Consider the following 13,409-nt stretch of genomic DNA (forward strand, 5'->3'; position numbering starts at 1 on the left):
TTCAAACAAATTGGCACATTTCTTCGCCCTGTCTACCCTTAATAGTGCAAACAACAATATGAAACTGGCACCATAACTGCTTAGTGTCATCAAGTTCGTACTACTTTGGCTAGGAGATATCTCATGGAAGGAACTAAGCACGACGACGTTATCATCGGAACATCTGAAGATGATGCAATCAACAGCCGCTCGGGTAATGATGAAATAGAAACGAAAGAAGGTGACGATTTTGTAGCCGCCGGAGAAGGAAGCGATACGGTTAATGCCGGTGATGGTAACGATATTGTTCTAGGTGATGTGGAATATCAACCTCAGGAAAACGCAGAACAGCCGACAAATGACACAAGGGAAACCGACGACTCATGGGGCAAAGAGCATACCGTCCTCACCGTGGATAACTCCGATAATGCAGGTGAACCCGCTCCCGAAAAAGGGACTCATTCCGTCAAACTAAACGACTTCGTTGTCAACGATACGGTCAGTACCTCTACAAGCGTAGGTGGATTAGAGCAACATGAAGAGGTAACAATTCAAATTACTGATGTCGACGGTAACGTTGCTGGAGAACAGACGGCAAAAGTAAATGAAGATCAGACTGTAAGTGTTGACATCGATTTAGCCAAAGAGGTGTTAGGCGAGAACGGAGAGGTCACCATAACGGTACTCGACGAGAACAAAAATCCAATCTCTGAAATCAATGACATGGATGTGAAAGTCAAAAACATTTATGACGATACCATAGATGGTGGCTCAGGTGACGACATCCTAAAAGGACAGCAAGGGGATGACACCATTTATGGCGGAGAAGGTAACGACTTTCTTGATGGTGACATTAACGATGACACGTTGCACGGAGGCTTAGATAACGATGTGCTCGTTGGGGGAAATGGTGAAGATACGCTCTATGGAGACGAGGGAACCGATACCCTACTCGGCTCCGACGGAGACGATACCCTCGACGGTGGTGAAGGCGACGACTTAGTCATGGGTGAACTTGGTGACGACACCCTTTCCGGAGGTGACGGTAACGATACGCTTATTGGTGACGATGGAACAGACATGCTTCATGGTAACGATGGGGATGACATGCTGTTTGGAGGTAAAGGCGACGATCATATTGAAGGCGATATAGGTAATGACGAGATCCACGGCGAAGAGGGAGATGACGTGGTGGTTGCAGCTGAAGGCGACGATTTTGTCCTCGGCGGGCTTGGCGCAGATACCATATCAGGCGGACAAGATAACGACCTACTTCTTGGTGGTGAAGGCGATGATACCGTTACCGGAGATGAAGGTAATGACATCCTCGTAGGCGAGCTTGGCAATGACGAGTTATCTGGTAACGACGGGGACGACTCTCTCTACGGTGACTCAGGAGATGACATACTACGAGGCGGTTTAGGCAACGATGAAATCTATGGAGGCCTTGGCGACGATACGATTGAAGGCGATCAAGGTGACGATTTAATCCACTCAAATGAAGGCGCCGATGTTATTAAAACAGGGGCTGGTAATGATCAAGTGTTTGCAGGTTCTGGAGATGATGTCATCAACACAGGTGACGGTGTCGACACAGTATACGGCGAATCAGGAAACAACATCATTGATACAGGCTCGGGCGATGATACCGTTTATACAGATTCGGGCAATGACACAATAATTACCGGTACCGGACATGACGCTGTCTACGCGGGTGATGGTGTAAACAACATTGAATCAGGTGATGGTGACGACCTCCTATTTTCCGGTTCTGGCAGTGATACGATAACTTCCGGGTCTGGTCACGACAAAATCTACGCGGGCGATGGCGATAACACCGTCAATTCAGGAGCCGATCATGATGAAGTTTACTCCGGAGACGGAGAAGACAAGCTCGAATTAGGCTCAGGACACGATGTAGCTTTTGCCGGTGGCGGCGATGACGAAGTGCTTGCAGGCGAAGGTAATGACAAAGTATTTGCAGGCGCTGGCGACGATACCGTATACGGTGAGTCCGGTAACAACCAGCTGTTCGGAGAAGCTGGTAACGATACGCTGATTGCGGGGTTAAATGCCAGCGAGCTATACGGTGGTAGCGGTTCAGATACATTGACCGGGTCTGTTGAAAGCGACAAACTTTACGGCGGTAGCAACGATGACATTCTATCAGGTGATTCTGGTGACGACATCCTAGAGGGTAATGACGGAAACGATCAAATCACCGCAGGCGAAGGGCATGATGTAGCCTTTGGTGGTTCTGGTAACGATATTATCACTGGTGGTCTTGGTAACGACACGCTCATTGGTGACGCGGGTAACGATGTTATCTCTGGCGGTGAAGGTGATGACGTGATTGTTGGGGGGCAAGGTGATGATCTCCTCGATGGCGGCACTGGTCGCAGCGAAATTTATGGTGACGATGGCAACGACACTATTACCAGCTCCGATCAAAATGACCTACTCGCGGGGGGAGCCGGGGACGATATGATTGAATCTGGTAAAGGAGATGATACCGTTTTCGCTGGCTCAGGTACCGATACCATTAATACCGGTGACGGTGCAGATACTGTTTATGGCGAATCTGGCTCCAACACGATCAACACTGGCCTTGGCAACGATACTGTCTACGGCGGCATCGATACAGACATCATCAAAACAGGTGACGGCAACGACCAAATTTATTCAGGCGGTGGCGACGACCAAATTCAAGCGGGCACTGGCGACGACCATGTTGATGCAGGTGCCGGCGATGACACAATCGAAGGTGGCATTGGTAATGATGCCTTATTTGGTGGAGCCGGCGATGATGAACTGATCGGCGGTGAAGGCTATGACTTTCTTGCTGGCGGTGCCGGTAATGACACAATGCGAGACGATGGACAAGATACGCTCCTTGGCGAAAAAGGTGATGACACTCTTATCGCTGCCGAAAGCGGAAGCCATAACATTTTTGGCGGTGAAGGTAATGACACGATTATTGGCAGTGACGTCAGTGACACACTCTATGGTGGCGCAGACGATGACACAATCACTGGTGGAGACGGTGCGGACCAGCTATTTGCAGGTGACGGCCAAGACAACATCGATGCAGGCAAAGGAAATGACATCGTTTATGGCGAAGCTGGGATAAACACCGTCTCACTTGGGGAAGGTACAGACATTCTATATGGCGGTTCTGGAGCAGATATCGCAGCAGGTGGGTTAGGAAACGATACTTTGTATGGCGCATCTGGCAACGATGACCTATCAGGTGGCGAAGGTGAAGATCTAATTGACGCTGGCGAAGGCGACGATGTGCTTTCTGGGGGAGCAGAGAGAGACCTGCTATTTGGTGGAAGCGGCAGCGATACCTTACACGGCGATCAAGGCAATGATGAACTTTATGCTGGTTCAGGAAACGATAAGCTGTACGGTGGTACTGGAGACGATAAGCTCCTAGGCGAGCAAGGTGACAACACCCTCTCAGGCGAAGAAGGTAATGATACCTTACTCGGCGGCATAGGCAGCGACACACTGCTTGGTGGTATGGGTGATGACTACATAGAAGATGCTTCAGACAATAACACTGCTGATGGTGGTGATGGTGATGATGTTTTCAATCTTTCTGGCGCTAGCAACGTTATTTCTGGTGGAGCTGGTTCAGACTCAATCACTGTATCGGGCGTTGGCAACAATACAGTAGATGGCGGGGACAAAGACGATATCATCAGAGTGTCTGGTGACAACAACCAAATACTCGGTGGAGATGGAGACGATCTGATTCAAGTCACCGGAAATGGCTACAACGAAATTGAAGGCGGCGCCGGTAACGATACGATCACTGCCGAAGGCGGTAGCAACACCGTGGACGGTGGTGTCGGTGACGATAAAATTACCATTGATAACGGCCACAACACTGTCCATGGTGGAGAAGGTAACGATCAACTAACCACTGGTGAAGGATCAGATAAACTCTATGGAGGCGATGGCAACGACACACTTTCGGCAGGCGGCAATGCCGACGCTCTATTCGGCGGTGAAGGTGATGACAAGCTATACGCAGGCTCTGGAGATGATACCTTGGAGGGTGGCAGTGGTAATGATGCACTATGGGGACAAAGCGACCATGACACAGTATCTGGTGGTGAAGGCGAAGATACCCTCTCTGGCGGTTCTGGTAACGACACACTCTTTGGTGATGCAGGTAATGACACCTTGAAAGGTGATTCAGGTGCAGATTCTCTTTGGGGGGGGGCCGGAAACGACACACTCATTGGCGGAGGTGGTAACGACACTCTGCATGGTGAACTAGGCAATGACACAATCTCGGCTGGTGGAGGCAACGATATGTTATACGGTGCAGAGGGTGACGATAAGCTATCAGGCGGCTCAGGCGACGACTATGTTTCTGGTGGTGAAGGGAATGACCAATTAAGTGGAAACGATGCTGCTGATACGTTGGATGGTGGGGTTGGAAACGACACACTATCAGGCGATGCTGGCGATGATGTACTTTATGGGCAGACAGGGAACGACATTCTTGATGGTGGTACAGGAGTGGACCAACTCTATGGAGGAGCAGGCAACGATCAATTGGTCTTTGATGCCACTGAACTGGCCACAGGAGAAAGCAACATCGTACACTTTAGCGGTGGCTCAGATTTTGATGTACTGCTCGTCAATCAAGACAATGAGAGCCAAATGATTGATATGACGCACAACGCATTCCAGGAGTTAGAAGGTATCCAAATCAACTCATCTGATACAGAGCTCTCTATCGCATTGGATAAAGTTGCTGCAAACGCGACGGCAGGTGAAACATCCGGACAGTTTGTTTGTACCGGTGCAAGTGGCATCGATTTGTCTGGTTGGGGCTGGCAGCTAACCGAGAGCCATATTGAGATGAGTGACTCACTCGCAAGTATCTACCAAGCAAGTAACATCGATACTGGCTCACTATATGGCTACCGATTCGAGAATGATGCTGGACAAGAAGTCGTTATTTGGAGTGATTTAGATAGTGATAATATTCAGTTCCCAGATACCTCTGAAGTATAACCACATTTAAAACCCAAAAGCCCGCTATCTCAACATAGCGGGCTTAACTAAGCCTCCCCCTAGTGTCACTTAAGTATGAGTTGTTTGTAGCATTTGTTCTCACAATGCGGACAAAAGTATGCTTGGACATTGACCTTCCTCTCGCAATATGGGCACCGACCATGCTTTCTATCTTGACTTAAAAGCAAAAGCAGAAAGCCTATCGGCCCTAATACGTATCCTAACAAAACTCCAGCGATGACATTGTTTTTTAAGTAGCCAACGAAAGTACTCAAACACAAAAAGAAGAGATAAAAACCGAGCCAAAACACCATAGGTTCATCCATCAGATTTCCCTCATCGAGCGGTTAATACCGGACATCAAAGGATTTACGAGATAATCCCACACCGTTCTTTGCTCAACGAGAATGAGTACCTCGGTAAGCATTCCAGGGTACAACTCCACCCCTTGCTCACTTCGTAAATGCTCAAGCGCTTTTTTGTCCAAGCGGATTTTGACTAAATAGCCCTGTGTCTCTTTTGCGGTCCCCTTGTTGTTATAAATCCTGTCTGCAGAAACGTTCATCACCTCCCCTGTGACAGGAGGAACTTCTCTCACGCTATACGCTGTAAGCCTTACCCTTGCCGATTGGCCGCTTCGAACAATATCAATATCTTTTGGAGGAACCAAAGCTTCGACGATCAAATCGTCACTGTCGGGAACAATTTCCATCAAGACCTGTCCTGGCTTTACAACGCCTCCCACACTAGAGATATTCAAACCGACAACATGACCATTAAACTCGCTTCTAATTTGAATACGAGAGCGCACATCCTCCAGCGTTTTTAGGATCTGGCCAATGTCTCGAATCTCATCTTCGACCGCTTTTAGCTGCAACGCATACTCGCGCTGAAGTTCTAATGTTTGGTTTTTGAATGCCTCATGAACGCTTTGTAACTCGCGCTTCGCTACTTCTATTGTTAGGTTAATTTCTGCCAGTTCCGCTTCAATTCGAGCATGATGCCTTTGAAGCTCTAACATGCGAGTTTTCGAAACATACCCCTTTGCAACTAGCCCCTTCGTCATGTCGATTTCCTGCTTAACCAAATCTCTTTGGGAGGTAATTGCTCTCTTCTGGAACTGGCTACCCTGTATTTTTTCTTGGAATAAAGATAGCTTTTGCTCGTATAGCGAGTTCATAAGCTGAAATCTTAAAATTCCTTGCTGGAAGTGTATCTTCTCACTCTCAATGATTGGTGTAATGGTCATCACCTCGACATTTTTCGTGTGGAAAACCTCCGGAACATCAAGCTCACGTTTACTGTTTATCAAGGAATTAAGCCTTGCTTGTTGGGCAAGTAGGGAATAGTTCCTATATTGATATCGTTTGTATTCTGACTCTGATTTTACATCCGATAGCTCAACCAATAACTGCCCGACTTTGACTTTCTGGCCATCTTTAACGAAGACCTCTTTTACCCAGCCACCTTGAATATGCTGTATTTGCTTGCGCTTACTTTCTACAACTAAATTACCGTGGGCAACAGAAGCCGCACTCAGCGACATAGTCATGGACCATGTAAGAAAACCGCCCACAGTTACCAACATGATGAGAGAGCCAACGACAACTAAATTCTTTGTACTAAAAGTTCTATCCATTATTGTTTCCTCACCCGGCGATTGGTTGTTCTTGTCGAGTGACATTAGCTAGCTTATCAGTGTTTAGACCAAGAAATTGCTCGCATGTCCCAGCTTGCTCTACACGCCCTTCTTTTAGTTTGATAACCCAATCCATTTGACGCAGAAACCCTGGACGATGAGAAATCATCACAACAGTAATTTGTTGCTCTTTGCAGTGCTGTAAAACAATCGCTAAAGCCGTTTCACCTTCTGGATCTAAGTTAGAATTTGGCTCGTCTAGTACCAACACTTTCGGGTTCGTGTATATCGCTCTGGCAAGGCCAATTCTCTGTTTTTGTCCTCCACTCAATAGCGCTCCCCCCTCTCCAATATAGGTGTCGTATCCGTTTGGAAGCGCCATGATCAACTCATGAATACAAGCAAGTTTTGCCGCCGCAACAACAGCTTCATCTTTCGCTATAGCAAACCGCGCAATATTTTGCTTTACCGTTCCCGCTAATAGTCCAACGTGCTGAGGTAAGTAGCCAATGTATTGCCCAAATTGCTGCTGGTTCCATTTTTCGACAGTCGCACCATCGATCTTCACCTCTCCCATAGAAGCTTGGTGAATTCCCATCAACAAGCCCACTAATGTCGATTTGCCAGAACCGGAGTTACCCATGATCGCTAACGCATTCCCTGCGCCCAGCTTAAAATTGATGTTTTGCAACACTGGCGCAGCAGAACCCTCAAACTTTAAACTCACGTTCTTAAACTCAATATCGCCTTTAGGTTCAGGAAGTAGAGTTCGGTCCTGCTCTTTACATACTGCACCGTATCGCTTTAATCTCCCCCACGCTTTATATGCGCCATACCATGTTTTCCAGCCACTTACGGCACTTTCATAAGGGCTCAAAACTCGACCAATAATAATTGAACTCGCTATTACCGCCCCTAACCCTATTTGCTGTTGCAATGCGAGATATACACCAATAGTCAACACCGATATTTGTAGAATCGTCCTAAAATAACGGCTAATTGAAACCAACAAACCAACTCGTGCATTAACCAACCATTGCAAGCCCAACACTTCTCTGTTTTTTTGTTGCCATACTTGTCCAATACTTTCACTCATTCCCATTGCTTTCAGCGTTGGAGCATTACGAAGGAAATCATTTAGTTCCATACTTACCTTCGCTGTAGAGTCCTGGGCTTTACAACTCGTCTTTCGCCCACTGATCATCATGAGTAACGTCAGACAGGCAAAAACTCCGACACCGGCAAGGGCCAAATACCCGATATAAGGATGTAGGAAAAACAACAAAGCAAGAAATAAAGGAGTAAACGGAACGTCGAGTATCGAAGAGGTCGATGGAGAGACCAAAAAATTTCGTAAAACAGTTAGGTCCAAAATTGGCTGCTTTTCGATTCGGTTTTTTTGAGAAGACCGCACAATACTGGAAGACAAAAGCGTGCCACTTAGCTGAGTGTCCAGCTTTAAAGCAGATCTCTGTAATAAAAGCGTCCGCACATATTCTAAGAGTCCTTGAGAAGTGACAAGAAACAAAGTGATGCCAAGTAAGGCTAACATCGTTTCAACACTTGCACTCATCATAACTCGGTCAAACAATTGCAAGCTGTACACGGGCACAGCGAGCACCAAAAAGTTTATCCCCAAACTGAACATCAATGCGGCCCAACATTCTCTGCGAACAGCATTAAACGGATTATGATCCATACCCTACCAACCATGTTGCATATTATTATAAATTGAGTATAGACAAGGTTTTGCAAGGTAAAGAGTTAGTTGACGTGTTAAGACAATTTATATTTGTCACTGATCTCATACCCTGTATAAGTATCGCGGTGACTTTCTTTAATAATCCAGTTAACTTCGCTTCTCACCCAAGGCTGTGGATCATTCGACGGGAAACGGTTTACAACGCGCAAAGCGACAACATCAAGCCCAATCTCATTGCAGGTATCAATACAACGCTGCGCGTGAAAAGCTTGCGCCACGACCGTAACCGATTGTTCCCCAATATTCTTTAGAACAACTGCCGCAACGTCTTTCGTTGTTTGATAGGATTGGTTTTCGATGGCAATGTGCTCACTTTCTGGCATATGAGACGCAATCTCTTGTTGCAAATACAGCGGAATATCAAAGCCCGAAACTTCAGAAGAAATAAGCTCCGCGAGATCTTTATTCACTTCAGCACTATCACCAAATGAAAAAGCAACAATCGCTTTTGATTCCTGAATTTTGCCGAAAGAACGACGCTTTAAAACCGTAGAAGCGACGTAATTTTGAATACGCTTTCTTGCGAGGTCTTCCAATTGATAGCGAGATTTGTGTTCAAAAGGTTCATGATAAGGAGGTGTTTCACTCATAACAATATTTTCCTGTCTAAATCTAAGTCCATCTAGCCAGTAATGTCCGTTGTTATGCGTTGAGTTTAACAGCCAATCCCTATAAACGACAATTAAACAGGTTAATTTTTAATCAAAACTTCATTATCTTAATCGCTGTCTCTTGGCGACTTGCGATTAAGTGTGATGGCAACGTAATTCCGCTCTCTTAATAACAACAAATCAAGCAGATTGTAATTCTTGTATTATCATTAAGTTAACAGACATTATGAGTAAAGTTGCATTGCTAACCATCAGTTTTCTGAAATCTTCCTACTTACTACCCGCATTCATACTGGCCACTGCAGGCGCTCTCAATGTTGCGGCTGCCGAAGATGTGAGTTTTTACGGCCAGAGAAACGTCGTATCTTCAGAGGCGAAACCACAAACCACAACACAACACTTTCATCGACGAGTTATTGCTCCCATAATCAACTCAGAAACACTAACTCAGACAAGCGAAAATGAACAACAAGTACTCAACGAAAAGTCTGAGGACAAAAAATTAAATACGGAAATACCGCTTTCAAGAAATGACCTACTGTTGGCCAAGAAGGCACATTATTACTTCAAGCGAAACTATCGCAAAGAAACAGGCCTTTGGGATTCGGTACAAGGATATTCACATACCACTATGTGGGACATTGCTAGTGGCATCGCTGCAACGCTTTCGCTAGAAGCTCTGGGCATTGTTAACTCAGAGTCAACAAGGAACCAACTCAACCTCACTCTAGACACACTATATCGTTTACCACTATACAATGACGAATTGCCAAATAGAGAATACAGCACCAAAACTGCAATGCCATCAGGCCGAAATAGCGATACTAAGCGTAATGGGAATGGCTGGTCAGCCCTAGATATAGGGCGTCTGCTTATTTGGTTAAACATACTTCAAATTCAGCACCCTGAATTCCAAGATCGTGTTACGGCAATTTCCCAAAAGTGGAAACTCGAGCGCGCAGTGAACAATGGCACTCTATATGGGGTTAACTACACCAGTGGCAAAGAGTATTACCGACAAGAAGGCAGGAACGGGTATCTTCAATACGCGGCACAGGGATTCATATGGTTTGATTACGACGTTTCTCTTCCAAACTTAACTGATTACCTGAAACAGGTAGAAATTGAAGGAACAACACTGCCCATTGATGTCCGGAATGTGCCGTTCTTTACAAGCGACCCTTTTGTTTTAGCGAGCATTGAGTATGGTCAACACCAAGCTTGGAATAAAATTGAATCCATCTACCAAGTGCACATGGTAAAATGGAAGGAGCAAGGTATCATCTCTGCCTACGCTGAAGATGCGATGAACAAAAACCCATGGTTTGCTTATAACAACCTCTATTACTACGGAAAGCCATGGACCAGCGTTAGCCCCTCTGGAAAAATCATTGAAAATCCGCAAGTGTTTAGCAATAAAGTTGCTTTTGGATTCAGTGTAATATTTCACGATAACTTTAGTCGACGTCTATACGATGAAGTTCTGGAAAACAGTTTGCACTCTCGCAGCATCCCTACAGGGAAGTACGAAAATGATGGCAGCAATACTGCCTTCAACATCAATACCAATTCGATGATTTTGGTAGCACTTTGGTATAAGTCTCGAGGCGGTAAACCACTAGCGAAAGGTTAAAGGTACTCGTTGTTGATTACCCGTTATATATGCTGCTTACATTCATTCTCTACGCCTCTAAGTTCAACGTATTCATAAGCAAATTGAAAGGACAGATACCGCAATAGATGAAGTAGGTATGGCAAAACAGGCGAAGCTCAACTTGAACAAACGTCGTATCCATTTACTTCGATTGGATAGCTAACTTCCCGTCCCCCATCTTTATCAACACCCCCTAATATCCACAAACTATCTGCTTGTTGGGGCTCGGCAATTCCGGCTGTTCATTGTCAGAGCGTAAATCCGTTCAAACATTACTGGCTACTACCTAGAGTTGACCACTTGTCTATCGCCAAAAGAACTAACCAAGGCCTTGCGCTGTTTTAGCATGTGGCCTTTATAATTGTGCCTGTCCTTGTTATTCAAGTTTTATTCCTCCAACCCTGTAACAACAAATTACAGACTAAGCGTATACTCCAAGAATGCTTCAAATGTTGTCCACGATTGAACCTCTTTACCAAATAGCTCATCTAAATATAATGCAACTTGTCCCGATCTTTCAGACTCATTAGAGAACAAAAAGTAATAACCACCGCCATCATAGTTCTCCAATACACACCCTTGTTTTAGTATTCTCTGGAAATCACTTGGTATCTCATCCTCACGAAGCTCAATCGTGCACTCGACAGTATGATAGTCCTCATCTTCAGAGTAACCATAAATCGTATGACCAAACCACTCAACATAACCATATTTTTTTTAAAAACCTTGTATGGCTCCGGAAAGGAGATTCCTAGTTCACTTTCCATTTCGTGAATTGATTCATGATTTAACTTACCAAAACATTCAAACCCTTCTTTTTCTTTGAACTTATTGAGAGTCGCGTCTAGATTATTCATATTTCAAAGCTCTACTTTTGATAAATATATTTGCCTTCATCGTAACAGTGCAACCGCTTGTTGTAATTCCGATGAAACGTAGAATTCATTACCCTGAAGTTATCGAAAGAATTATCATCACCCCGGAATAGAGTTTTTTGTGACGAGCGAATTGAAGGTACAGACGCATAATGGATGAAATAGGTAAGGCAAAACAGGCGAAGCTCAACTTTAATCAACGACGCATCCATTTATTTCGACTGGATAGCTAACTTCACGTCACCCACCTTTATCATCACGCCCTAAGCTAAACAAAGAATCGACTTGTTAGCGCTTGGCAATTCCGACTATTCATTGTCAGAGCGTAAATCCGTTCAAATATCACTCGTTATTGCCTAGATTTAGTCACTTACCTATCGCAATAAGGACAAAGCAAAGCCTCGTGCTGTATAAGCATGTGGCCTTTTTAGTGGTGCCTGTCCTTGCTACTTTGGTCCTTGATATAGTGATCCCAGTTTAGATGCTTTACTAGATTGATAAAATGAGGATGAACAGTCTCTTATAAACGTCCTAAAACTTTTAAAACTCGCTTTTCTACTTGCATTGATGTCCAAATAATATGTTCTTCAACATCATCAATATCTTGTGAGCTATCAATGTCACTTTCCATATCATTGCACCAGAGCCTGAATTCTCCAGGCATACCAATCAAGAACTGGATGCTACTGTAATTTGAATCAGTTTCTTTGTTATAGTTTTTCGTTTCCCCTACTTTTCTCCACCTCTTTTTAGAAATTCCCGAACCAGATATATATATCGGTTTAAATAGCCTTTGGGAGGATACTATTTCATTCATATCGGTCTCTATGCCCCCGACATAATTGAAAATTTCAATTAATATCCCTGCTCCTAGATGATCGTCAATAATCCTGAAGAAACAAAACTCTTGTTCCTCACCACCAAATTTATAACGGCTAAAACTTTTGGTACTCGACTCCTCATATAAGAACAAAGGAATAAAGTAAACATCTCCAGAACTAACTACTAATTTTTTATTACTCATTTTTATCCACATTTTTGAGGTTTCTTACCATTTATCTCTGCCTGAGCATTTTCATATTCTTTATTAAATGCTTTCCCTCGTTCATCAGTTCTTGTTTTATCAAAAGAATTTATTTTATTTCCTCTGTTAGTAGACGAAATATCCTCCCCAATTTTTCCCGAGAATTGAAGGGACCGAGAATTGAAGGGACAGACACCACAAAGGATGAAATAAGTGTGGGTTGTTGATACCTCTGTCAGAGGTTGACTCCTAACAGATTGCGACCTATTAGACTGTTTCTTAACCTGAATCGGTAATTCACCATAAGGGTAAGAGATGACCACCGCGAGAAGCCAACAGATTTGTGTAGAGACAACGCCTTATTATCACTGTGTTTCTCGTTGTGTGAGGCGAACCTTCCTATGCGGTGAAGATCCAACCACGCAACGAAACTATGAACATCGCCGTGAGTGGATAAAGCAAAAAATGTACGCCCTTTCGCAAGTCTACTGCATCGATGTTTGCGCTTATGCCATCATGAGTAACCACTATCATCTTGTGGTACATATCAATCGAGAGAAAGCCCTGAATCTATCAAACTCCGATGTCATTGCACGTTGGAAGCAAGAGCATAAATTACCTACGTTGGTCACTCGGTGGCTGTCAGGGCAACTCACTAGCCAAGCAGAAATCGATGCGTGTATGACGATTATAGAGTCTTGGCGAGAGCGGCTATGGAGCCTAAGCTGGTTTATGAAAGAGCTCAACTTTGACATCGCTTGTCAGGCAAACAAAGAAGACGACTGCAAAGGCCACTTTTGGGAAAACCGCTTTAAAAGCCAAGCCCTG

Annotated in this window: 6 protein-coding genes and 1 pseudogene; 3 read left to right on the plus strand and 4 right to left on the minus strand. The window is 44.6% G+C overall.

Going from position 1 to position 13,409, the window contains the following annotated elements; all coding sequences use genetic code 11:
• Positions 1 to 123: 123 nt before the first annotated feature.
• Positions 124 to 5,016 carry a calcium-binding protein gene (locus KIV41_RS05595; protein WP_285335865.1) on the plus strand — a complete coding sequence of 1,631 codons (4,893 nt, stop codon included), beginning with the start codon at positions 124 to 126 and terminating at the stop codon, positions 5,014 to 5,016.
• A gap of 325 nt (positions 5,017 to 5,341) precedes the next feature.
• Here the strand turns inward: KIV41_RS05595 and KIV41_RS05600 are convergent, their stop codons facing one another.
• The 3 genes from KIV41_RS05600 to KIV41_RS05610 all read right to left on the minus strand — a co-directional run bounded on the left by KIV41_RS05600 (position 5,342) and on the right by KIV41_RS05610 (position 9,007).
• Complete coding sequence (locus KIV41_RS05600) at positions 5,342 to 6,655, minus strand: HlyD family type I secretion periplasmic adaptor subunit (RefSeq protein WP_285335866.1); 1,314 nt, start codon at positions 6,653 to 6,655, stop codon at positions 5,342 to 5,344.
• Between the two features lie 10 nt (positions 6,656 to 6,665).
• Positions 6,666 to 8,354: a type I secretion system permease/ATPase gene (locus KIV41_RS05605; RefSeq protein WP_285335867.1), complete on the minus strand. Its 1,689-nt coding sequence runs from the start codon at positions 8,352 to 8,354 to the stop codon at positions 6,666 to 6,668.
• Between the two features lie 77 nt (positions 8,355 to 8,431).
• Positions 8,432 to 9,007, minus strand: coding sequence for a hypothetical protein (locus KIV41_RS05610; protein ID WP_171357181.1), 576 nt, complete (start codon positions 9,005 to 9,007; stop codon positions 8,432 to 8,434).
• A gap of 247 nt (positions 9,008 to 9,254) precedes the next feature.
• On the opposite strand from KIV41_RS05610, the gene KIV41_RS05615 reads away from it, so the two are divergent.
• Complete coding sequence (locus KIV41_RS05615) at positions 9,255 to 10,661, plus strand: DUF3131 domain-containing protein (protein WP_285335868.1); 1,407 nt, start codon at positions 9,255 to 9,257, stop codon at positions 10,659 to 10,661.
• Between the two features lie 1,416 nt (positions 10,662 to 12,077).
• On the opposite strand, the gene KIV41_RS05620 is transcribed toward KIV41_RS05615, so the two are convergent.
• Positions 12,078 to 12,581 (minus strand): Imm26 family immunity protein, encoded by a 504-nt coding sequence (locus tag KIV41_RS05620; protein WP_171357179.1) that lies wholly within the window; start codon positions 12,579 to 12,581, stop codon positions 12,078 to 12,080.
• 315 nt (positions 12,582 to 12,896) lie between these two features.
• Between KIV41_RS05620 and KIV41_RS05625 the strand changes: the two are divergent.
• Positions 12,897 to 13,409, plus strand: a pseudogene (locus KIV41_RS05625) (transposase); the annotation flags it as partial.

Source organism: Vibrio sp. D401a, from assembly GCF_030248515.1.
GTDB classification, from domain to species: Bacteria; Pseudomonadota; Gammaproteobacteria; order Enterobacterales; family Vibrionaceae; genus Vibrio; species Vibrio rotiferianus.

Excerpts from the sequence above, each read along its gene's own strand:
- KIV41_RS05620 (WP_171357179.1), bottom strand. The coding sequence starts at position 12,581 with ATGAGTAATAAAAAATTAGTAGTTAGTTCTGGAGATGTTTACTTTATT.
- KIV41_RS05615 (WP_285335868.1), top strand. The coding sequence starts at position 9,255 with ATGAGTAAAGTTGCATTGCTAACCATCAGTTTTCTGAAATCTTCCTAC.
- KIV41_RS05605 (WP_285335867.1), bottom strand. The coding sequence starts at position 8,354 with ATGGATCATAATCCGTTTAATGCTGTTCGCAGAGAATGTTGGGCCGCA.
- KIV41_RS05595 (WP_285335865.1), top strand. The coding sequence starts at position 124 with ATGGAAGGAACTAAGCACGACGACGTTATCATCGGAACATCTGAAGAT.
- KIV41_RS05600 (WP_285335866.1), bottom strand. The coding sequence starts at position 6,655 with ATGGATAGAACTTTTAGTACAAAGAATTTAGTTGTCGTTGGCTCTCTC.
- KIV41_RS05610 (WP_171357181.1), bottom strand. The coding sequence starts at position 9,007 with ATGAGTGAAACACCTCCTTATCATGAACCTTTTGAACACAAATCTCGC.